Annotated in this window: 22 protein-coding genes; 5 read left to right on the top strand and 17 right to left on the bottom strand. The window is 36.8% G+C overall.

Annotation, left to right across the window (positions count from 1 at the left end; all coding sequences use genetic code 11):
* Positions 1-2: 2 nt before the first annotated feature.
* Entirely contained in the window at positions 3-1,007 is a 1,005-nt protein-coding gene (gene trpS, locus H4J73_RS00405) for a tryptophan--tRNA ligase (RefSeq protein WP_182223843.1), read from the bottom strand.
* A gap of 34 nt (positions 1,008-1,041) precedes the next feature.
* On the bottom strand, positions 1,042-1,716 hold the full coding sequence (gene rpe, locus H4J73_RS00400) for a ribulose-phosphate 3-epimerase (RefSeq protein WP_182178964.1): 675 nt from the start codon (positions 1,714-1,716) through the stop codon (positions 1,042-1,044).
* Between the two features lie 465 nt (positions 1,717-2,181).
* On the opposite strand from rpe, the gene H4J73_RS00395 reads away from it, so the two are divergent.
* Both H4J73_RS00395 and nagB read left to right on the top strand, forming a co-directional pair.
* Complete coding sequence (locus H4J73_RS00395; protein WP_182178962.1) at positions 2,182-2,871, top strand: TorF family putative porin; 690 nt, start codon at positions 2,182-2,184, stop codon at positions 2,869-2,871.
* A gap of 251 nt (positions 2,872-3,122) precedes the next feature.
* On the top strand, positions 3,123-3,929 hold the full coding sequence (gene nagB / locus H4J73_RS00390; RefSeq protein ID WP_182178960.1) for a glucosamine-6-phosphate deaminase: 807 nt from the start codon (positions 3,123-3,125) through the stop codon (positions 3,927-3,929).
* Positions 3,930-4,261: 332 nt separating this feature from the next.
* Here the strand turns inward: nagB and H4J73_RS00385 are convergent, their stop codons facing one another.
* A complete protein-coding gene (locus H4J73_RS00385) occupies positions 4,262-4,387 on the bottom strand; it encodes a diguanylate cyclase domain-containing protein (RefSeq protein ID WP_182178958.1) in 126 nt (41 codons plus the stop codon).
* A gap of 208 nt (positions 4,388-4,595) precedes the next feature.
* Here H4J73_RS00385 and H4J73_RS00380 point away from each other — a divergent pair, with 208 nt between their 5' ends.
* Positions 4,596-4,826 carry a DUF2970 domain-containing protein gene (locus tag H4J73_RS00380; RefSeq protein ID WP_259366534.1) on the top strand — a complete coding sequence of 77 codons (231 nt, stop codon included), beginning with the start codon at positions 4,596-4,598 and terminating at the stop codon, positions 4,824-4,826.
* A gap of 6 nt (positions 4,827-4,832) precedes the next feature.
* Here the strand turns inward: H4J73_RS00380 and H4J73_RS00375 are convergent, their stop codons facing one another.
* The 9 genes from H4J73_RS00375 to H4J73_RS00335 all read right to left on the bottom strand — a co-directional run bounded on the left by H4J73_RS00375 (position 4,833) and on the right by H4J73_RS00335 (position 13,759).
* Positions 4,833-5,651 (bottom strand): Dam family site-specific DNA-(adenine-N6)-methyltransferase, encoded by an 819-nt coding sequence (locus H4J73_RS00375; RefSeq protein WP_220460640.1) that lies wholly within the window; start codon positions 5,649-5,651, stop codon positions 4,833-4,835.
* 89 nt (positions 5,652-5,740) lie between these two features.
* Positions 5,741-7,105 (bottom strand): SPOR domain-containing protein, encoded by a 1,365-nt coding sequence (locus H4J73_RS00370; protein WP_182178951.1) that lies wholly within the window; start codon positions 7,103-7,105, stop codon positions 5,741-5,743.
* Between the two features lie 24 nt (positions 7,106-7,129).
* Positions 7,130-8,194, bottom strand: coding sequence for a 3-dehydroquinate synthase (gene aroB, locus H4J73_RS00365; RefSeq protein WP_182178949.1), 1,065 nt, complete (start codon positions 8,192-8,194; stop codon positions 7,130-7,132).
* Between the two features lie 33 nt (positions 8,195-8,227).
* A complete protein-coding gene (aroK, locus tag H4J73_RS00360) occupies positions 8,228-8,746 on the bottom strand; it encodes a shikimate kinase AroK (protein ID WP_182178947.1) in 519 nt (172 codons plus the stop codon).
* A gap of 157 nt (positions 8,747-8,903) precedes the next feature.
* The gene (locus tag H4J73_RS00355) at positions 8,904-10,961 is read right to left on the bottom strand and encodes a type IV pilus secretin PilQ (RefSeq protein ID WP_259366533.1); all 2,058 of its coding nucleotides are present in this window, start codon (positions 10,959-10,961) and stop codon (positions 8,904-8,906) included.
* On the bottom strand, positions 10,961-11,500 hold the full coding sequence (locus tag H4J73_RS00350; RefSeq protein ID WP_182178945.1) for a pilus assembly protein PilP: 540 nt from the start codon (positions 11,498-11,500) through the stop codon (positions 10,961-10,963). The genes H4J73_RS00355 and H4J73_RS00350 overlap by 1 nt, the downstream gene beginning before the upstream one ends.
* The gene (locus H4J73_RS00345) at positions 11,497-12,105 is read right to left on the bottom strand and encodes a type 4a pilus biogenesis protein PilO (protein WP_182178943.1); all 609 of its coding nucleotides are present in this window, start codon (positions 12,103-12,105) and stop codon (positions 11,497-11,499) included. Before H4J73_RS00345 ends, H4J73_RS00350 begins: the two co-directional genes overlap by 4 nt.
* Positions 12,102-12,692, bottom strand: a complete 591-nt coding sequence (locus H4J73_RS00340) for a PilN domain-containing protein (RefSeq protein ID WP_182178941.1) — start codon at positions 12,690-12,692, stop codon at positions 12,102-12,104. Before H4J73_RS00340 ends, H4J73_RS00345 begins: the two co-directional genes overlap by 4 nt.
* Complete coding sequence (locus H4J73_RS00335) at positions 12,680-13,759, bottom strand: pilus assembly protein PilM (protein WP_182223844.1); 1,080 nt, start codon at positions 13,757-13,759, stop codon at positions 12,680-12,682. The genes H4J73_RS00340 and H4J73_RS00335 overlap by 13 nt, the downstream gene beginning before the upstream one ends.
* A 185-nt stretch (positions 13,760-13,944) precedes the next feature.
* Here H4J73_RS00335 and H4J73_RS00330 point away from each other — a divergent pair, with 185 nt between their 5' ends.
* Together H4J73_RS00330 and pckA are read left to right on the top strand one after the other, a co-directional pair.
* Positions 13,945-16,542 carry a penicillin-binding protein 1A gene (locus H4J73_RS00330; RefSeq protein ID WP_182178937.1) on the top strand — a complete coding sequence of 866 codons (2,598 nt, stop codon included), beginning with the start codon at positions 13,945-13,947 and terminating at the stop codon, positions 16,540-16,542.
* Between the two features lie 474 nt (positions 16,543-17,016).
* The gene (gene pckA, locus H4J73_RS00325) at positions 17,017-18,627 is read left to right on the top strand and encodes a phosphoenolpyruvate carboxykinase (ATP) (RefSeq protein WP_182178935.1); all 1,611 of its coding nucleotides are present in this window, start codon (positions 17,017-17,019) and stop codon (positions 18,625-18,627) included.
* A gap of 332 nt (positions 18,628-18,959) precedes the next feature.
* On the opposite strand, the gene envZ is transcribed toward pckA, so the two are convergent.
* From envZ to H4J73_RS00300, 5 genes are all read right to left on the bottom strand, one after another.
* On the bottom strand, positions 18,960-20,249 hold the full coding sequence (gene envZ, locus H4J73_RS00320; RefSeq protein WP_182178933.1) for a two-component system sensor histidine kinase EnvZ: 1,290 nt from the start codon (positions 20,247-20,249) through the stop codon (positions 18,960-18,962).
* 55 nt (positions 20,250-20,304) lie between these two features.
* Positions 20,305-21,033 (bottom strand): two-component system response regulator OmpR, encoded by a 729-nt coding sequence (gene ompR, locus H4J73_RS00315; protein WP_182178926.1) that lies wholly within the window; start codon positions 21,031-21,033, stop codon positions 20,305-20,307.
* 770 nt (positions 21,034-21,803) lie between these two features.
* Complete coding sequence (locus H4J73_RS00310; protein ID WP_182178918.1) at positions 21,804-22,181, bottom strand: hypothetical protein; 378 nt, start codon at positions 22,179-22,181, stop codon at positions 21,804-21,806.
* A gap of 310 nt (positions 22,182-22,491) precedes the next feature.
* On the bottom strand, positions 22,492-22,713 hold the full coding sequence (locus H4J73_RS00305; protein WP_182178916.1) for a hypothetical protein: 222 nt from the start codon (positions 22,711-22,713) through the stop codon (positions 22,492-22,494).
* Between the two features lie 691 nt (positions 22,714-23,404).
* On the bottom strand, positions 23,405-23,502 hold a 98-nt coding region (locus tag H4J73_RS00300), incomplete at its 5' end, for a hypothetical protein (protein ID WP_220460028.1).

Below are 23,502 nucleotides of genomic sequence, written 5' to 3'. Positions count from 1 at the left end.
GATTATGGGCGAGGGATAAAGCCTACTGCCTCATAAACTTTTGCTAGTATTCCACTCGCTCGAGCAGACGCTTTTTCAGCCCCTGCTTTCATAACAGAATCTAAATAAGCTTGGTTATGTCGAATTTCCTGATACCTTTGCTGAATCGGTTCTAATAAGGCAACCACTGCATTAGCAACATCCCCTTTTAAATGCCCATACATTTTATCTTCATATTGTGGTACTAACTGCTCAACAGTTTCACCGGTACAACAAGACAATAAAGACAATAAATTTGATACTCCGGGTTTTTCTTCAATATTAAAATAGATGTTAGCTTCTTCGTCGGAATCAGTCATGGCACGCTTAATTTTTTTACTGATTTTTTTCGGATCTTCTAATAAGCCAATAAAGTTACCTGGATTAGCATCAGACTTTGACATTTTTTTGGTTGGTTCAAGTAAGCTCATTACCCGTGCGCCAAATTCAGGAATATAGGGAGCTGGAACAGTAAAGGTGTCACCATGAAGATTATTGAAGCGCGTAGCAATATCTCGTGCTAATTCTAAATGCTGCTTTTGGTCTTCACCTACAGGTACACGGTCAGCATTATAAAGTAGAATGTCTGCAGCCATTAATACCGGATAAGTAAATAAGCCAGAATTCATATTTGCTTCAGACTTTTGAGACTTATCTTTGTATTGCGTCATTCGATTCAACTCGCCCATTTGTGTGTAACAATTTAACACCCAGCTCAGCTGAGCATGTTCAGGGACATGCGATTGAATAAATATGGTACTTTTTTCAGGGTCAACACCACATGCTAAATATAATGCTAGGCCGTCAAGTGTCGCTTTTCTCAGGTCTTCCGGGTTTGGGCGAACAGTAATAGCGTGTTGATCTACCAGCATGTAATAGCATTCATGACTATCTTGCATACTCACCCATTGTTTTAACGCACCTAAATAATTACCAATGGTTAAATCACCTGATGGCTGACAGCCGCTTAATACGATAGGTTTACTCATAGTTTCTCTTTATTTAATTAATTTGTTTATAAATCTATTGGCTAACTTTCGTTAATTCAGTGCGCATTTCGTCAATGGCAACTTTGTAGTCTGGTTTTGAAAAAATGGCGGAACCTGCAACGAACATATCAGCACCAGCTGCTGCTATTTCTGCAATGTTATCAGCATTAACACCACCATCAACTTGCAAGCGAATATCACGACCACTAGCAACTATTCGCTCTTTTACTAATCTTAATTTATCTAACGTGGTAGGAATAAATGATTGCCCACCGAAGCCGGGGTTAACTGACATCAATAAGATAACATCAAGCTTATCCATAACGAAGTCTAAGCAATGCAATGGTGTTGCTGGGTTTAATACCAGCCCAGCCTTACAACCGTGGTCTTTAATCAATTGCAAAGTACGATCAATATGATCACTCCCTTCCGGATGAAAGGTAATAATATCAGCCCCTGCTTTAGCAAAACCTGGAATTAAACTATCAACAGGCTTCACCATTAAATGCACATCAATGGGTGCAGTAATACCGTAATCGCGTAGTGACTGACAAATCATTGGGCCAAACGTTAAGTTGGGTACAAAATGATTATCCATTACATCGAAGTGCACAACATCAGCACCGGCAGTTAGGACCTTAGCAACATCATCACCTAAACGTGCGAAATCAGCAGACAAAATAGAAGGAGCAATTAAAAATGAAGACATAGATAAACCTTTTTAGAATATTGCGCGCTATTATAACAATGACCTAAGGGAAAACTCTATAGATTCATTCATCCCTGCACCATTTAACTTAATGATAATGATAAATGTTAATAATAAATATTACTGATTATCATCGAACGAACAATTCTTTTTACTCTACTGTTAGTTTTTTAATATCATTGTTTCTATAAAAGGACTGAAAGAGTGACTAAAATTTTTAAATCATTTACTTAAAAATTTGATTCTATTTCATGCTCTGTTTATGAGCGTTAGCTTTTTAATTGCACCAAAAAAGCTCATTTCTTATAATAATTAAATAGTAACCTTAACTCCCGCTCACTTAATCAATTGAAATTATTAAATAAAAATTTATTACTCTTAGTTGGTCGTACAGGCATCTACCTTGCAGTGTCTTGTGTAGTAATAGAATAGTAAATAAAAAATCCATTATATAAAGAGACTCTCATGAAAAAAACACTATTATCAATATCGTTAACATCTTTACTTGCCGCCACTTCATTGTTGTCGACACAAGCTACGGCCGTCGAAGGTTTATCTGCTAATGTTGGCGCTACCAGTAACTATATATGGCGTGGTGTAAGCCAAACAGATAACGCTGCGGCGATTTCTGGAGGTATTGATTACGCAGACGATTCTGGTTTTTATGCTGGAACGTGGGCTTCAAACATTGATTTTGGTGATGATGCGAGTGCTGAATTAGATTTTTACTTAGGTTTTAGCGGTCAACTCAATGAAGTAGTCAGTTACGATGTAGGTTATATCTATTATGCCTACCCTGACTCAGCACAAACTGACCCTGCAAATGAGTATGATTTTGGTGAAATATATGGTGCTTTGTCTTATTCATATTTTTCACTTTCGGCCAGCTACGGTATTAATAATGATGACGGCGCAGCATTTGCTGATGCCAGTTTATATGTTTCTGCTGATGCTGAATTTGAAGTCGCTGATGGCTTAACATTAGCGTTCCATATTGGTGATTATTCTTATGATGACGCAATGGTTGCAGAAGACTATAACGATTTCAGTGTCAGTCTAAGTAAAGACGGTTTTACCTTTGCTGTATCTGATACGGATATGGATAACGATGACATGAAATTTGTCATTTCTTATGCTGTTGATATCGACTTATAACAATACCAAAGCCAGTAATATCGATTACTGGCTACACTTCCTTTTAAAGACAGTGCAAAAAAATTCCCATCGTAGTAGAATAAAATTTGTGTTGATTTAAAAATAAACGACAGCATAGCTAAAAGACTTAAAACATTATAATAAGGTATTTTTAGCTAGGTAAAAAGTCGATTTTCATCACAATAACTATTTGCATCCATTAGTGAAATTATAAATTTACACCTAATTAAATTAAATTTTAAGGATTTTACATGCAAATAATTATTTTTGATAATGCTGAACAAGTTGCAGAAAATGCAGCCCATTGGGTTAGCGAATTAATCACGAAAAAAGCAAAACCTGTTCTAGGTCTTGCTACCGGTAGTACTCCAATTAGCCTCTACAAACAATTAGTAAACAAACATAATAATGATGGACTGAGTTTTAGTAATGTATCCTCATTTAACCTTGATGAATACCACAATATTAATGCTGATAATTTACAAAGTTACCGTAGTTTTATGAAACAACATTTATTTGATCATGTAGATATAGATCAATCTAATACCTATCTACCTACCTGTACTAATGAACAAAACCCTCGTGTGCAAGGGGTTAGTTACGAAGATAAAATTAAATCATTAGGGGGTATAGATTTACAAATTTTAGGTATTGGTGCGAATGGCCATATTGGTTTCAACGAACCTACTTCAAGCTTGTCATCTCGTACCCGTATAAAAACGTTAACTCAGCAAACGCTAACTGATAACAGTCGATTGTTTAAAGTAGGTGAAGAACAACCTTCAATGGCAATGACCATGGGTATTGCCACGATTATGGATGCACGCTATGTATTATTAATGGCTACTGGAAAAAATAAAGCCAAGGCGGTGAACACAATGATCACTGGCCCAGTATCAGCGATGTGTCCAGCATCAGCATTACAAATGCATGAGAATGCAATTATCTTGTTAGATAAAGCCGCAGCAAGTCGGCTAAAAGATCATGAGTATTATATTTGGGCTAACAAACAGCATCATAAAATAAACGAAGCTTATGGTTTTTATCATAAATATTAACGCGATAAAGCTCAACAAAAGGCGCTAATATTTAATAGCGCCTTTTTAAGTTAGAGCATCAACGTATCTTTTGAAGTTTTTTTCGCTGTACATTTTCATATCCACTATCGATATTAATTGTTCTAAGTTATTTGATTGTTCAGGAAAGAATGCTAAACCAAATAAAAATGCTAATGATAATTAATGTTCTCCAACATGATAAATCTTTTATTGTAGTGCATAAAACCCCTCATGAATGTTTTGTGAAGCGATTTCCAATGTTTGAATTGTTTATCCTTGGACCAATAACAACAAAAATCCATCACCTCCCTATCGACATCAGAAATCAGAAATCAGAAATCATCAGAACGTAGCGTATTTTTTAAGTTAATAGCAAAAGCTTTTAAAAGTTCATCACCAACATTATGACCATACAGATCATTAATTCGCTTAAAGTCGATATTACTAAGGTATAACAATCGTTTCGCGTAATGTTGCTGAAAGCTTCATCATAATCAACGATCAATCTAATCGTTAGATACAACCAATAAATTAGACGTTAATTGGGAAAAACATTTTAAATAAAGTATCAGTAAAAACCAGAGACAAGTATAAAGAGAAACATTTAAGATTGTTTTGGTACGTAAAATAAGCGATTATGATGTTACCATCCGACAAGAATATCTTATGATGCCAACAGAAAATTTATCTAAAAAATCAAATTCTTCAGATAATAACAGTGCTTTTAAAACGACCGCTAAAAGTGTTGGCGCCGCTTTTTTTGGTGTACAAAGTGATAATAATAGAGAGCGAGATTTTAGCGAAGGCAAACTCAGCCATTTTATTATCGCTGGTGTTATAGGTGTTGCTCTTCTTATCGGCGCTTTGATTGCCGTTGTTTCTTTAGTTCTCCCCTAGTGTAAGTTACTTATAGAGAACGAGTAACTCTGCAACTTTATTACGTTTAGTCGCTTTTTGACTGATAGTACGTGATACTTGTATCGTTTTTTGCTTATTCGCGTGTTCATAAATCTTGCGCGTCCAAATAGTGTCATGATTACTGATCAACACTGATATTTTATGTTGCTCAGTGACCTCTTCTGCAATATTCGCTAAGTCGGCTTGTTCATCCAAGCCAAAGCCATTGCCGACATAGCTAGTAAAACTCGCTGTTTTACTTAAAGGCACATAAGGAGGATCACAATAAATTACATCACCCGTTTTTACCCGTGCAAATGTTTCACGGTATCCTTCACAAACAAATGTAGCTTTTTTTGCTTTTTCAGCAAAAAATAGCATCTCATTCTCAGGAAAGTATGGTCGTTTATATTTACCAAAAGGGACGTTATAACCACCTGACTTATTATAACGGCACAAACCATTATAACCATGGCGGTTCATATAAAGAAAAACAAGCGATCGGAAATAGCTATCAGTACTCGCATTAAACTCTGCGCGTAACCGATAATATACATCAGCTTGATTATACTCAGGTGTAAAATATACAGCCGCATCTTTGATAAAATTTTGCGGGTTTTCTTTGATAATGTTGTAGAGGTTGATTAAGTCTTGGTTTATATCATTCAACAAGTAATGTTCAAATTTACTGTTTAAAAATACTGAACCAGCACCTACAAAAGGTTCGATTAAGCGCTCACCTTTAGGTAGCATTTTATTAATCACATCGCTGAGACCATATTTTCCGCCAGCCCACTTTAAAAATGCTCGATGCTTTTTGATCATTTAACCCATTTGCCTTACAACTCATTATTTAAGTATGACGCTTAAATAGACGTTTAAAAAAGAAAACGGATTGTATCCTGATTAGCTTATTATTGGGAGCGTTGATAAGCATTGATTTCATTATTAATTGCTTCAACCGACTTTACCCAAGGTTGATGCACCTGAATGCTACTTGGCAGTAATGTAACAGCTTTTTCAGCCGTTAAACGAGTTTTAAAAACCTCTGAGGTGATCATTAGCATAGTTTGTTGATTAAAGAGCCTATAGTAGCTCTTAATGTTTATATCTTTAAAGTCAGGTATAAATTCTTGATAGACGGGGAGACGCGTAAATCCAGCAATTTGAATAACAAATCCAGTCTGTTCACTCTTATAATAGTTGGCTTTAGCACCCACACTTTCAATTAAGCCAATATTACTTTTAGGTATTTTACTCTGCACATCGCCTGATACAGCGGCGACTAAAGTTAATATTGGTGCTATTTTTTTTTGTTTTTTATCCAAAAAAGACTCAAAGCGTTTGGTTTTATTGACTAATTTTGGTGCTATTAACTCAGTCGCGGTACTTTCAGGGTTCATAATCGCTTTAACAATATCTGTAGGCTTGGCGGGGACGTTTGTTCTTTGTTTTACTGTTTGTTCATTTGCAGTTAAAGAGATAAAAATGTCTTCAACTTCTGCCGATGTGCTCAGGTTTTTCTTACTGTAAGCTGAAATAATACTGGTGGAATTTGACGTCACCTCTTGTAACTTAAGCTTTGTATTTACACTAAAAACATCTTGTTGAAACAACCAATAACCTGTGAACGCTAAACAAATGACAAACCCTATAAAAGCCATGGTCCACTTTGTGAATCGATTGAATTTAAAAAAGGATGAGTTACCTTTAAATGCTTTTGAACTCAACGTTAATAATTGTCCTGTTTGACCCGATAATACCGATATTTTTTTATGAAATAATGATTTATTTTTCGCAAGTGTCAACCCTGCTTGGGGTGTGCCTAGCATAAGAACGCTAATGGCATAATTGGCTTTTTTAGCAATGTCTGTTAATTGACATAATTCATGCAAAATCTGTACTGATAAAAACTGAGCGTGCTCTATCACAATATCAATCGTTTGTTTTTCTTGCTTCGCTAAATTGATCACGCTAACAGCCAATGACTGTTCGGGATCAAATAAAGTATCAACGAAGAGTTGTTCAACAATACGACAACGAATTTGTATATCGTTTAATTTAGGTGAAATAGCAATAAAAGCTGCATTATGATCATTACCCAAAGAGCCAAGAAACTGACTCGCTACTTGAGAATAAACATTAGCGTCTTGGTCGACAACCAATACAGCATGCTTTGAAAAGCGTAAAATATAGTCAACACGCGCATTGGCGCTAATCGTGGTAACACTTTGGGGAGCATTATATTCTATGGCATGTGCTTGTGCTTGTGCAGACATGGTTCACCTGTTCTGTATTAAAAATTACAGAATTTGCTGAAGCATGTCCTCACTAATATCATCGCGCATTTCTGATTGACCAATAGCGGTGGGTACAATTAAGCGTAATACACCTGCTAAATTCTTTTTATCACGACGCATGTGACAAATGAATTCTTCAAACCCCATATTTTCAGGAGCTTTTAGTGGTAAATCAAACGCGGCAATTAATGTTTCAATGCGACGAAGATCTGACGCTTCAAGCAAATTCATTGCTACTGATAACTTAGAGGCAAGTACCATGCCAGTAGCAACAGCTTCGCCATGAAGCCAGTTCCCGTAGCCCTGGTCAGCTTCTATAGCATGGCCAAATGTATGACCTAGATTTAATAATGCACGAATACCTGCTTCAGTTTCGTCAGCCGCAACAATGTCAGCTTTACATTGACAACAGGTTTTAATCATTTCAATTAGGGTGTTTTTATCCCCTGATTTTATTTTTTTAATGTTTTTTTCTAACCAAGTGAAGAAATCACTATCACCTAGAATACCGTACTTAATGACCTCAGCCATGCCCGCATTAAATTCGCGAATAGGCAGTGTAACTAAACTATCAATATCAATAAGTACGGCTTTCGGCTGATAAAAAGCGCCGATCATATTTTTACCTAAGGGATGATTGACCGCCGTTTTACCACCGACAGAAGAATCGACTTGTGAAAGTAATGTTGTAGGTACTTGAATAAAATTAATACCTCGTTGATAACATGCTGCAGCAAAGCCAGTAATATCACCAATCACACCACCACCTAACGCGATTAAAGTAGAATCTCGACCGTGACCATTGGCAAGTAAATGCGACATAATCACATCAAAATTTGCTAATGATTTTTGGGCTTCACCATCTGGCAGTATAATTTCATCAACTTGAAAATCCGCTAGCTTTGCTTTTAAAGTAGCAAGATATAACGGTTTAACAATATTATTAGAAACGATACATATCCGTTTTCCACGGATGTGTTGAGTTAGCAGACTATTATTATTTAATAGTCCGCTGTCAATATAGATGGGATAACTGCGTGTGCCGAGTTCAACCTTTAGCGTTGTCATTTTGGGATCTTTTTTTTGAGTGCTTACTCGCTTTTAGAAATCTAAGCGCTCAACAATTTTATGGGCAACAACTTTAGCACTTTGATCATCAGTCTTTACAATAACGTCAGCAATTTCTTCGTATAAAGGATTGCGTTCTACTGCAAGATTTTCAAGTACGGTGCGTGGCTCTTCTGAGGTTTGCAATAATGGACGTTTACGATCACGCTGTGTACGTGCCACTTGCTTGTCTATGGTTGTTTCTAAATAAACAACTATGCCTCTTGCTGATAGACGATTACGTACTTGTGTGCTTATTACTGAACCACCGCCTGTAGCTAAAACAATACCTTGCTTCTCGCTGAGGTCTTCAATCACACCTTCTTCTCTTTTACGAAAGCCTTCTTCGCCTTCAAGATCAAAAACCCATGCGATATCTGCACCTGTTCGGCGCTCTATTTCCTGATCAGAATCAAAAAATTCAAGATGTAGCCTGTCAGCTAATTCTCTACCAATTGTACTTTTACCAGCGCCCATAGGCCCGATAAGGAAAATATTACGTTTTTCTGCCATTAGATTAACTTCAGCTCGTATAAATAATTACGTTTACAAATATGAGGGAACCCCCTCCGAAAATTTTGAGGCCGTAATTATCGCAATTGTTCGGTGTAAATTGCAAGTTAACTAAGACGAAAATAAAATGAAATTACTCAGTAACTCACAAACTTGTTTAAAAACGCTCAGTTACGATGCGCGGTGTCACAAAAATTAATAGTTCTTTTTTCTCATTAAAGTTGTTGCTATTTCTAAATAACCAACCGAAATAGGGAATATCGCCTAAAACAGGTACTTTTGATACGGTACTGATAATTGCTTGTTGATAAATACCACCGAGTACAATTGTTTCACCATTGTTTACTAACACCTGTGTACCGATTCTTTGCGTGTCAATTGCAGGTGCTTGACCATTTTGAACATCAGATACCGTATCTTGAGTAACAACTAAATCAAGGATGATACGATCGTCTGGTGTAATATGTGGTGTAACAGTTAAACTAAGCACGGCTTTTTTAAACTGTGTTGACGTTGCACCACTTGAAGATGCCTCTTGATAAGGGATCTCAACACCCTGCTCAATGTAGGCCTGTTTTTGATTAGCCGTAGTAATTCGTGGACTCGCAATGATTTCACCTTTATTTTCTTTCTCCATTGCACTTAGCTCAAGATCTAGAATAGAGCCATCTGCTAATCGAGCCACTTGAAAAGCAATACTTCCCGCAGGATTGGCTACCGGTAAGTTAACATTTAATCGGTCAGCTAAATTAGGTACCAAGCCACTTGCTGCAGAACTAGCTCCCTCTAACGAGCCAGAACCGGCATATTCGCCGTCAGTATCAGTCACCCCCCAACGTATACCTAACTCTTCATTAATACTGTCTTTAACAGTTACCATACGCGCTTCTATAATAACTTGGCGTACAGGGATATCTAAAACATTTACCATTCGCTTAATATCTTCAATACTTTTAGCTGTATCACGTATTAATAAGGTATTCGTTCGTTCATCAACACTGACACTCCCACGCGTTGATAAAATACTGTTTTCATCATTTTTAATGAGGTTAGCAAAGTCAGTTGCTTTGGCATAATTTACTTGTACATATTCTGAATATAACGGCGCAAGCTCAGCAACTTGTTGTTTTGCTTGTAAGTCACGAGCTTCACGAGCTGAAAGTTCATCACTGGGGGCAACCATTAATATATTGCCTTCCATGCGCTTATCTAAGCCTTTCACTTTTAATATAATATCAAGGGCTTGATCCCATGGAACACCATCTAAACGCAAGGTCACATTACCAGAAACACTGTCGCTAGTGACTAAATTAAAGCCGTTATAATCAGCTATTATTTGTAAAACGGTTCTAACTGAAATATCTTGAAAATTCAAAGAAATAGCTCGTCCACTAAAGTCAGCATCTTCTTCTAAATAGCCAGGCGCCTTATCATTCTTAACAACAACCAATGAAAAAACGTTATTAAGCTGTTGATGTTTAAAGGTAAAGTCACTATTGATATCTACAATCAGTTTTGCATTGCGCCCTTTTTTAAACGTTTCAATGCCCGTGACTAAGGTACCGAAGTCAATAACATCTAATTTATAAATTAAGTCGTCGATAATTTGTGTATTATGAAATTCGATGTACAATTTGCCAAGTTTATCAGTGACATCAACGGCAACCATACTATCATCAAGGTAAACAAGTATTTGTGCTTCGTCATTATCACCCTTACGAAAGTCTATCGAATCAATGTTATTAATGAAGTTATGGCCTAATGGGTTTACCTGAGTAACCGGAGAATCACCAATAGCTTTATTCAGAATTAACGAAAATAAATTTCCATTTTGTTGAATATCGAAAACAGAAAGTTGATCTAAATGCACGGTTGCAACAACTTTGCCAGCGAGTCTTTGAACACTAATATGGCTAACACCCGCATGTTCAACAGAGGTTTTTAGTAAGTTTTTATTGAAATTATCAGCATCAAAAGTGATTTTAATTTGAGCAGGATTCATCACCGTTTTCATTTCAGGTGGGTTGACAATTTCTTTTGTCAATTCAAACTGCAATTGTATTTCGTCATTTTGTAAAGTGTTATATTTGATACCAATGAGATCACTAGACCATGCTGAAATAGCAAACGAATAAAGCATAATTACAGCGACAACACTTCGGGTTATCGCCAATGGAATTAAGTGGTGACTTTTCATTTTATTAAATAGCAACATTACTTCTCTTGCCCCTCTGTACCTGATTTGATCATTTTAATCGTCGTTTCTCGTTCTACCCAACAACCTGCGCCATCAGAAATTAACTCGATAACTTTAACATCAAATGGACTAACCGTCGTAATATGACCATTATTCAGTCCTAAGTAACTACCGACCGCGACTCTATGTAATGTTGCATCAGAAGCTTCTACAAGCGCCCAAATAACATCTTGTTCACCTAAAGTGCCTCGCATTGATAAATTACTCAGTGGATACTTTTCCAGGGGTTGCTTGCGTCGACGAGGATCCGGACTTAAACAGCCCGACATCTGTTGAATCTTCTGCTGAATAGCTTCAGCTTCTGGTTTATCAAATGGGCTTCTTAATGCTTGAGCTGAATAATCAAAGTGACCAAACGTTGATATGGCTGGCATTGCCTCAATGACATTTAGCGTCTTTGATTGCACTGTAGTGATATGAGTCCTTAAATCACTCGTATCATCAAAACAGCCACTCGCACCAATAAGAACCATTATAAGTAATGCTGATTTTTTCATTTTTCTTCAGCCTCTCTATAACGATAAGTTTTTGCCTGTAGTTTTAAACTCAGTAAACCATTGGCCATTTTATTTATATGTACGTCAAAATCATGCAAAGTAACAATGCGAGGTAACCCTGCTATTTTACTAACAAAATTACCAAACTCATGGTACGAACCCACCACTTCAATATCAATAGGAAGCTCAATATAAATTTCACGTGCTATCTCTGGCTGCCAATTGAGTTTCACAAACTTCAACCCACTTGTTGTCCCTACAAAAGTTATATCGTCAAGTAAACCTGGCGTTTCATGACTTTCAGGTAAACGCCTTAATTGATTGGCGAATAAGGCCTCTGCTTCTATCATTTGTTGTTCAAATAATTCTAGATTAGCAGCCACATGATATTTTATTTGATATTGGCGTTTTAGTGAGACTTCTTCTGCCACATAATTGTCAAGTGTGGTTATTTTACTATTTATTAATAGGAAATATCCTAGCGCCAAAACCACTAACGCTATAAAAATAGCCAAGGTTATCTTCGCGGCTTTTGGCCATTGCCCAATATTGTCGGCTTCTAAACCTTCAAATTGTTCAAAGAATTGAGTTAAATCTATGTTCATGATTTATCTCCGTCATTGACCGTTTTCCCGTCTTCTATGCTATTTAATAAACCTTTAATACGCACACGCATTTTAAAGTCACTAAGGAGTTTGTTGTTTGCTTCATTGGTGGTAATAGATTCTAGAATGGCATCAGTAAATAACAGCGAGCTTTCTATTTCTCGAATCATATTCGCTAAATGGTTATTTGACTCACTTTTTCCAATAATTTTAATGCTATTACCTTGTTTCTCTAAACGTGTTAAATAAACACCTGTTGGTACTATTTTTGCTATTTCATCAAGTACTTGTGTACCAACATTTCTGCTTCTCTGAAGCTGTTCCACCACTTCAGTTCTTTTTTGTAACTCTTTTTTCTTTTCTTTTAAATTTTTGATTTTTATAATACGTGCATCTAAAAGTTTAATTTCAGTTTTTAAAAACTGATTCCGTGAGTTTTGACCATCTACACGCATTTGATAAAATTGGCTAACCGCGAAGACTAACGCGAAAGCGACAACGGCAACAACCGTCAATAATGTGAAATATTCACGTTGTTTAGCTTTCTCGGCTTCTTCACGCCATGGGAGTAAATTTATAAATGCCATGGCACAAAGCTCCTCAATGCTAAACCTGCTGCCACCATGTATTGAGCAGCGGTTTTATCGAGCATTTCTTGATCAATACTTTTTACAACAGACATCGATTTAAATGGGTTGGCGATAAAGGTATGAATGCCTAGCTCTTCAGTTAGCAGTGCTTCGAGACCTTCTACATTAGCACTGCCACCAGAAACAATAAGATAATCTATTTTATTTTTACCACTGGAGGTTAAAAACATTTGAATTGCCCGACGAATTTGCTGAGTAAAAATGGTATGAAAGGGCCCTAAAACTTCAAAGGTATAATTAGGTGGTAAGTCATTAGTTATTTTTGCGTGTTCCGCTTCTTCAAATGTTAGATTGTAATAAGAGACAATTGAACGGGTATATTGCTCGCCACCAAAGAGTTGATCACGGCTATAAATATGCGTTCCCGCATCCGTGACAGAAAAGAGTGTCATCACGGCTCCCACATCAACAATAGCAACAATTTTATCTTTTGCATCATCAGGCAATTGCGACAGACTAAGATCATAAGCCCGACTCACTGCATATGACTCTACATCAATCACTTTAGTTTGAAATCCTCCTAACTCTAAAGCAGCAACTCTCGCTTCTACTGACTCAGTACGTGCCGCACTTAATAAAACATTAACCTTGGAGGGATCGGCCTCATTAATATCAAGTTTTTCGAAGTCTAAGCTAACTTCATCTAAAGGGTAGGGAATTAAACTGTCCGCTTCAATTTCAATTTCACTGGCAAGTTCGTACTCAGACAAATTAACATCCATATAGATAACTTTAGTGATAACTGTTTGTCCAGAAACTGCCGCCGCAGCTAACTTCACTGAAGAGGTAATCTCTTTTCTTATTTTAGCGACAACTTTGCCAACAGCATCAATATCTTGGATTTCTCGGTCAATAATAGCCCCACGAGGCATAACTTCTGTTGCTAATGCTTCGAGAATATATCCATTATCACCTTGACCGAGCAAAACCGCTTTTATTGCATGAGAACCAATATCAATACCAAGTATCAAAGATGTATTTTTTTTTAAAAAATTACTGAGCATAACATCCTACTAATATGAATAAATTTACCAATAACAACACCAAATAAATAAATAAATTAAAATAATCTTAATTGTATTGCTATATATTAGGCACAAACTTGGGATAAATACATTTATTACATGCTTTTACAGGATATACTAGCGTTATTAATCGTTTTTTTGTCCAATATTGAGAGAATAATTTAGTGCATTTATTGAAACGTCTCATAAAAGTCGGGCTAATTTTTACATTATTAGCTTGTTTATCTTTAGTTGCTTTATATTTATCAATGCGCAGTGAATTGCCCAATGTGGAATCGCTAAAAGACATGCAATGGCAAACGCCTATGCAAATTTTTAGTGCAGATAATAAGCTAATCAATCAATTTGGCGAAAAAAAACGTATCCCACTAACGCTTAACGAATTTCCGCAGCAACTTATCAATGCTATTTTAGCCAGTGAAGACGACCGTTTTTACCTACATTTTGGTGTTGACCCCATTGGAATAGGGAGAGCAGTTTTAGGCAAGCTTATGGGGAAAAATAAAGGGGGAGCCAGTACCATTACGATGCAAGTTGCCCGAAACTTTTTCTTGTCACGTGAGGTGACTTACACGCGAAAAATTCGCGAAATATTTTTATCTTTTCATATTGAAAGCTTACTGACAAAAGATGAGATACTCGCCCTATATATGAACAAAATTCCACTGGGGCATCGCAGTTTTGGTTTTGGCGCAGCAGCACAAGTTTATTACGGTAAGGATGTTAAAGACCTTACCCTAGCGCAAATAGCTGTTCTTGCTGGCTTGCCTAAAGCGCCTTCTAACTTGAATCCCATAAGGTCTCCCAAGAATGCAAAGGCTAACCGTGGCATTGTTTTACAGCGTATGTATAGCGCAGGATATATCAACTTGGCTGAGTTATCAAAGGTAAACCAAGCGCCTATTACCGGTAAAAGACATAGTGCAAAAATCGAATTAAATGCACCTTACATTGCAGAAATGGCACATCAAGAGATGATAGATCTCTACGGTAAGGAACTCGCTTATACCGGTGGCTATAATGTTTACTTAACCGTGAATTCAACGTTACAAAATGCAGCAAAAAAAGCAGTGGTAGATAATCTACTTGCTTATGATCAACGCCATGGTTATCGAGGTGCAGTTCTTTCTTTACGATCCGACATGAGTGATAACGAAAAAAACATTGCTAATGCCAACCGAAACCTTATCAACTCGGCAGATCAGAACTATGAACTCAGCGATGATGAAGTTTTCCAAGCACTTAAAAAAGTAAAAAATTATCAAACATTAGTCCCAGCCGTGATTATTAGCGTTTCAGAACAGTCAGCAAAGATTAAGTTTTTGGGCGCTGAGAAAAATTCTCGTGTAACGTTGCAAGAGGGTGAAATTTTTTGGCAAGGTATGTCATGGGCACGCGAATTTATCAATGATGAAAAACAAGGAGCAGCACCTAAAATTGCCAGCGATATATTACATTATGCAGATATGGTATTTGTTATTAAAACGACACAAGGTTTTACATTAAGCCAGCTACCAGAAGTTAGCTCTGCTTTAATTTCTTTATCAACCGATAATGGCGCAATAAAAGCGGCTATTGGCGGATTTAGCTTTCAACAAAGCCAATTTAACCGAGTAACGCAAGCAAAACGCCAAGTAGGTTCTAATATCAAACCTTTTATTTATTCTGCTGCTTTAGACAATGGGTTTACGTTAGCAACATTGGTTAATGATGCTCCTATCAATCAATGGGATAAAAGTACAGGTGTTGTTTGGCGTCCAGAGAATTCGCCACCAATCTATAATGGTGATATTCGTGTTCGATTAGCGTTAGCACAATCTAAAAATGTTATTGCCGTGCGACTATTAAGAGCTGTTGGATTAGACAAAATAATTCCTCATCTAGCTGCTTTTGGTTTTGTACCCAATGAATTACCCCGTAACGAATCGTTAGCACTGGGCTCGGCATCTTTAACACCGCTAGAAGTGGCCACTGGATTCGCGACCTTTGCCAACGGTGGGTTTTTAATTAAACCTTATTTAATTGACAGAATTGAAGATTCTTTTGGCAAAGTGCTTTTCCAAGCGAATCCTGCTATTGCCTGTGAATATTGTCTAGTAGACAATACTAAACAAGGTATTGCTCCCACTTTGAAGGCTTTTGCCATATCACCCAAGAAAGAGCCACTCCCGCTTATCAAAGCGGCGCGAGTAATAAGCCCACAGAATGCGTTCTTGGTTACACAAGCATTAAATGCAGCAATTTGGGGTTCAGACTGGCGAATGAAACCCTATTGGCAAGGAACAGGCTATCGAGCCCAATCATTAAAGCGACATGATATTGCAGGAAAAACAGGTACAACCAATGAATCAAAAGATGCATGGTTTTCTGGCTTCAGCCGTCGGTTAGTTACAACATCTTGGGTTGGCTTTGACAATCCAGGAAGAAACTTAGGGAGAACTCGTTATAATAGTAATCTTGATAAAAATCAAGTTACTGGCGGAGAAGCAGGTGCAAAATCGGCACAACCAGCATGGATAAAGTTTATGGAAGTTGCCTTGGTTGATTACCCAGAAGAACCTTTTGTTCAACCCGTTGATATCGTCTCGGTACGCATTGATAAAAGTACGGGTAAACTTACTAATAAAACCGATAAATCTAGCTTTTTCGAATATTTTCAGTTTGGTACTGCACCAACCGAATCGGTAACACAAGACAACAGTAGTGAAATACTCGACGGCTCACATTCTCTTGATGAAAGCAGTAACAGTGACATTTTTTAATTTAACAACACATTACCTAGCAATATAGTTAATGTGTTGACTTAATTTATGTAATTATTGTGCATTAATTTTTTTATTTTGCTGTATAACTTTCATTTGCGAATATTTTCTTACGTAACAAAACATTTAATTGATCTTTTTATCTCTTTTATGAAAATAAATCCTACTTTATGTTAAGTAAATTAACTGCATAATATAAAAGCTATTATAGAACGATTAAATATCAACACTTCAACTAACCAATTGTAATAAAAGAACTAAATTCAACAAAAAATATTATAACATAAAATATTCATCCCTAAATATTTATTCACATTTATCTCCTCCCCCCTACTATAAATGAAAGTTATAATGAAAACTTTCACAACGAAAGAAATTTTACTTTCGTTTTGCCTAATAATCGCCTAAAATTGCGTTCTCAAACATGTTTAATAAATAAATGTTCACCATCATACTTTTAGGAGAGTATTCGCTATGGCTTCTTTAGAAAGCTCAATTGATTTATCTGTATATGGCATCAATGATGTTGCCGAGGTTGTTTACAATCCTTCTTACGAGTTACTCTTTGCTGAAGAAACAAAGTCTGATCTTACAGGTTTTGATAAAGGCGTAGAAACCGAGCTTGGCGCGGTTAATGTCGATACCGGTATTTTTACTGGTCGTTCACCTAAAGATAAGTACATTGTTCGCGATGATACAAGTCGTGATACTGTTTGGTGGTCTGATCAAGGTAAGAATGATAACAAACCAATGACGCAAGAAACTTGGGATCATTTAAAGACTTTAGTGACAACTCAGCTTTCTAAGCAACGCTTATTTGTTGTTGATACCTACTGTGGTGCAAATGCCGATACCCGTTTAAAAGTTCGCTTTATCACTCAGGTTGCGTGGCAAGCTCACTTTGTTAAAAACATGTTTATTCGCCCTTCGGATGAAGAGTTAAAAGATTACGAACCAGACTTCATCGTAATGAATGGCGCTAAAACAACGAATGATAAGTGGCAAGAACAAGGGCTTAACTCTGAGAACTTTGTTGCCTTTAACCTAACTGAAAAAATTCAATTAATCGGCGGTACTTGGTACGGCGGAGAAATGAAAAAAGGTATGTTCTCAATGATGAACTACCTACTCCCTTTAAAAGGCATAGCTTCAATGCATTGTAGTGCTAACGTTGGCGAAGATGGCGATGTTGCGGTATTTTTTGGCTTGTCAGGCACAGGTAAAACTACACTGTCTACTGACCCTAAACGTCAGCTTATTGGCGATGACGAACATGGTTGGGATGATAATGGTGTTTTCAACTTTGAAGGTGGTTGTTATGCTAAAACAATCAATTTAAGTAAAGAAAATGAACCTGATATATACAATGCTATCCGTCGTAATGCACTATTAGAAAATGTTACTGTTGATTCAAATGGTAAAATTGATTTCGACGATAACTCTAAAACTGAAAACACGCGTGTTTCATACCCCATTGATCACATAGAGAATATTGTTAAACCAATTTCTCGTGCGGGCCATGCGAAAAAAGTTATTTTCTTAACTGCCGACGCTTTTGGTGTTTTACCACCTGTTTCAAAATTAACGCCAGCCCAAACTGAATATTACTTCTTGTCTGGTTTTACAGCAAAACTAGCGGGAACCGAGCGTGGTATTACCAAGCCTACCCCAACATTTTCGAGTTGTTTTGGTGCAGCATTCCTAAGCTTGCACCCAACACAGTATGCTGAAGTTTTACGCAAACGTATGCAAGCTGTAGGCGCTGAAGCTTACTTAGTGAACACTGGCTGGAATGGCACAGGCAAGCGTATCTCAATAAAAGCCACACGTGCAATTATTGATTCTATTTTAGATGGCTCAATAGATAGCGCTGAAACGACTGTTTTACCTTTATTCAATTTAGAAATCCCAACGAAAGTTGACGGTGTTGAAGGTGATATACTTGACCCTCGCGATACTTATACGGATAAAGAAGAATGGGACATTAAAGCAGTAGATTTAGCTAAACGCTTTGTTAATAACTTTAATAAGTTTACCGATACTGACAATGGTAAGTCATTAGTCGATGCCGGACCTCAGCTATAACTTTTACGTTATAAATAAAAAGCCGCTAAACGTTACCGTTTAGCGGCTTTTTTATGTTCAGGATGAACGGTATGTCACGATCACATGGATGTGAAAGAGTGACCATGTTCAGGATGAACGGTATGTCACGATCACATGGATGTGAAAGAGTGACCATGTTCAGGATGAACGGTATGTCACGATCACATGGATGTGAAAGAGTGACCATGTTCAGGATGGCCATTCTTAGGCATCCTTGCACGTCAACGGTATAACGCGGTGCCATGACTGCAGGGATGAACAGTTACCGAGATAACGAGGAGGTTAAGCTAAAAGTAATACGATAATAAAATTTACTTAATCGGTAATAAAACTTTTGCAGACAAACCACCTTCTTCACGGTTAGTTAAATGAACGTGCCCACCATGAGTGTTCACAATTTTCTTTATTATTGCTAAGCCTAAACCACTTCCTTCTGTGCCTCGCGCTATATCTCCTTGAGTAAAAGGTTGAAATAAACGTTCTATATCTTCTTCAAGAATACCCGGACCGGAATCACACACACAAAAATAAACAGACTGTTTATTATCTGAAATTCCCGTAGTAATCTCAATATCACCATCAGAGTAGCGTAAAGCATTTTGTATAATATTGGCAACAGCCCTTTTCATTGCGACAAAACGCAGCGGTATTTCAGGTAACTCTTGTTCCAAAAACTTTATCTGGCGACCAGAAATCATCTCCGTTTGCATAACATCATTAATTAAATGATTAAGATCGCAAAGCTCAGGCTTATCTTTACTGTTATGGCGAATGTAATCGATAAACTGATCAATAATACTGTTCATATCATCAATATCGCCTTCGATACCCTCTTTTAAAAACTCATCTTGTGTTGACATCATCTCCGCCGCAAGGCGAATTCTGGTTAATGGCGTGCGTAAATCATGAGAAATTCCGGCCATCAATAAGTTACGATCGTCTTCAAGCTGTTTTATACCTCGAGACATATGATTAAAAGCTTGAGTTACCGCAACAATTTCAGTAGTACCTTGTTCAGCTAACGGTTGAGGAAATTCACCACGACCAACATCTTCGGCAGCTTTTTGTAGTGCTTTTAAGGGGCTATTTATTTGCCTGACAAATAACCAGCCACCAATAACACTGAGCAAGCCAAGAAAAATTAACACCACAGTAAGCGGAGAAAAGTTTGCTTCTTCTAGACCTGAAAGGGGAATCCTGATCCAATAATGTGGTGATTGCGGAGGCCTTATCCAGAATATATATTGCTCCCCTCCTTGGGTAAGTCTCAGTTCAGCATCGCCATCAAGTAATTTTGACATCTCTTTAGAGCGATGTGCAAGATAGGTAGCTTCTGCCAGCCCTGACGATAATGCGTCACTTTCACGATAAACTTCAATACCCGTTTTTTCTTGAAATGATCTTGAAAATGCCTTTCTAAGCAGATCATCATCAATAAGCACAACCCGTACTTGTTTTGCTAACAACTCATTAGTTAGCTGAGTATTAGGTTGGATGATGTAATAAACCATAGATACCCAAGAAACAACTTGATTAATCAAGAGTAAAAAACCGATCAGCAGAACGGTTTGCCCAAAAGCACTACGTGGTAATATTCTCATGGCTTACATCCATCGTTTGACATTACGTTATATGAAGTGTTTATCAATATTAAAATTATTGAGCAACATCTTTACCCTCAGGAACAAAAACGTAACCTAAGCCCCAAACGGTTTGAATATAACGAGGTTTAGCGGGGTCTACTTCCAGCATTCTTCTTAAACGTGAAACCTGTACGTCAATACTACGCTCTAATGCTGAATAATCTCTGCCACGTGCTAAGTTCATCAATTTGTCACGAGAGAGAGGCTCTCTCGGGTGTGTAATAAGTGCTTTTAAAACAGCGAATTCACCACTGGTTAATGGCATATTGATATCGCCTTTTACCATTTCTCTTGTTGCAAGGTTTAGCTGATACTCGCCAAACGAAACAATATTTTCTTCTTGTGATGGCGCACCTGGTGCCTCTTGAACTCTTCGTCTTAAGACCGCTTTAATGCGAGCTAATAATTCTCTAGGGTTAAACGGTTTAGGCATGTAATCATCCGCCCCCAGTTCCAAGCCAATAATACGATCCACTTCATCACCTTTTGCGGTTAACATCACAATTGGCATATCATTAGATTGTTGGCGTAAGCGACGACAAATAGATAAGCCGTCTTCACCGGGTAACATCAGGTCTAATACTAACAGGTGGAAGTTTTCTCTCTCGAGTAAACGATCCATTTGCTCTGAGCTTGCCGCGGTACGTACAACAAAACCTTGTTCAACTAAATATCGCTCTAGCAGCGCTCGAAGGCGCATATCATCATCAACTACTAATATTTTTTTAGTTTCATTACTCATGGGTTTTCATCCTATAATATTCTCGCGTTTACTATAATCTAAAAAAAGTAATAATAAAGCTGCTGTTAAGAATTAAAGTAAAGGTATTTGTTACAATTTATGAAATTTGCCTTTTTACAGGTATAAGGAGATTGATGTTTTCAGTACCACTTAAAAGTTCCAATAGAGTGAAGTTCGTACAAATAAAAGGCTGATAATTGTTTTTTGAACTCAATGACTAAAAATACTGGGGTTTGAAGGGCTTTTAGTGAGGTCATTTTGTTTCTAGCTATTTCGACCTTCATTGATATGGTTCAGAGGACTTAATGTTATGGTTCTAGTTAAATAGAGCCATAACTTTAATGTTTTGGTATTTTTACCATAAGAACAAATATCTGAGTATGTGTTGATCACAGAAAATAATGCGTGAATAGACATGACTAATGAGATTTTCAGACACAAAATGAGATTGAAGCATTTTTATGATATTCACTAATGCCACATTCGAGACATTAGTTTTAAAGACAATCAACACTTCGGATTAGGTTTTGTATCGGTAACACCCAAAAAACAGGCTAATTAACGGTCGCTAAAATTAGTAACAAAACGTAGCCACCGTTACATATTATTATTTATTTTCTTATTAGCTTTTGTTTAATGAATAATCTACGTTATTAAAAGGCCAACTTGTTGAAATCCATCCGTGAATATCGTCCTTAATCTCTTCAAATTGTGGAGTAGATAAAAATTCCTTTATAACCCATATAAAGACAGCAGCATCACTATCCTCATCATATGTTTGACTGATATAAAAGCATCCTATTAATTTTTTTTTCTGCATCGAATATATGAAAAGTAAAATTCTCCCTCTCATTAAATGCGGTTAAATCACCAACTAAAGACTCTGTGTTTTCCTTTAACGTAAATTCATCAGAAGGCCACTCACTATTTAACTGCTCCCGAATAAACTCCTTTGCAGACATTAAAGCCTCAAAGTCGAGTTTTGTAAATTGAGGACTAACTTTAACAAAACTAAAGTTAGAAGTTGCCTTTCCCAAAGGAACAACAAATGAGTCAGGGACAAACTTCACATCTTTTGATATAAATTTAAATGACAACAAGCCTAAGAGAAACAAACCTAAACAAGACAGTAAAATTTTACGAACCATACAACATCGTTATTTAATAGGTATTTTTCGATTAATTGATTATGCCTTGTAACTAAATTTTTGCAAATATTCATAAACTTTTCGTATAAAGTTATCGTTATTTTTTTCCAGATTCGACAACTTATGAGTTAGTGTAAATAGACATAACTAGTGAAATTTTGAGAACAAAAATGAGATTGAGACGTTTCGATAAAATTCCCTATTGCCACTGAGCGGTCATTACGTGCAAATTGTAAAAACAAAGTTTGGATTATATTTTGTATGGGTAAAGCCAGTGTAGCGGCTGACGTAAGACTGTAGATCCTGCCTCTTATTGTTCTATTTTTTCCCCTATAATTTCAGCAACTTTTTCTTTGTCTAAATGAATATGACCATAATTGGCCTGAATATATATACCGCCAAACCCCTTTGTCGCATATAACATTTCAAATACATTTATACCTCTCATTTTACCAACTTTACAGTCGAATTCTGTTAAACGTAAAGCCAAATCTGAATTAGTGTAAACAACAATATAAATGATAATAAACAAGAAGTAAGCCATCGTGTATCAAGTAAAATTAAGGAACTACAGAAATCGGGTGAATTAGAAAAGCTAGTTAAAGACGCTGAGATAAAAGCTTTATTACTAGGTCAAAAGTACTTTTGACTAAATAATTATTAATATAAATCCCTACAGTCCGCTCTTGGCAAAAAGACGTCCTTAAAATGCAAATTTTAGTTTATATGAAAGGTCAGCAATGTGGCAAAAGTGATCAATCTCATTTGGTGATTGGTAATATCAATCATTATATGCAGTCACATATCTATAAAGATACGGTGATATTTACTCTGTAGAAATAACCTGCTCTGTGTTAGTAACGTTGACTGTTTTGCTAAAATTTAGAGATAAAAAAGACGCCTAAGCGTCTTTTCTTGAATTCTCGTGAAAACTAAAATCAGCAATCATACAATGCCTCTTTTAGGTACAGCGATACAACACCTGTTCTGTGTTAGTAACGTTGACTGTTTTGCTAAAATTTAGAGATAAAAAAAGACGCCTAAGCGTCTTTTCTTGAATTCTCGTGAGCACTAAAATCAGCAATCATACAATGCCTCTTTTAGGTACAGCGATACAACACCTGCTCTGTGTTAGTAACGTTGACTGTTTTGCTAAAATTTAGAGATAAAAAAAGACGCCTAAGCGTCTTTTCTTGAGTTCTCGTGAGAACTAAAATCAGGAACTAGTCAATGATTTTAGATACAACACCAGCACCAACTGTACGACCACCTTCACGGATAGCGAAGCGTAAACCTTCGTCCATCGCTACTGGGTTGATAA

The organism is Colwellia sp. MB3u-41 (genome assembly GCF_014076845.1).
Classification (GTDB): Bacteria; Pseudomonadota; Gammaproteobacteria; order Enterobacterales; family Alteromonadaceae; genus Colwellia_A.
The sequence above is the reverse complement of the archived record's forward strand: the minus strand, read 5'-3'. Positions and strand labels throughout refer to the sequence as shown.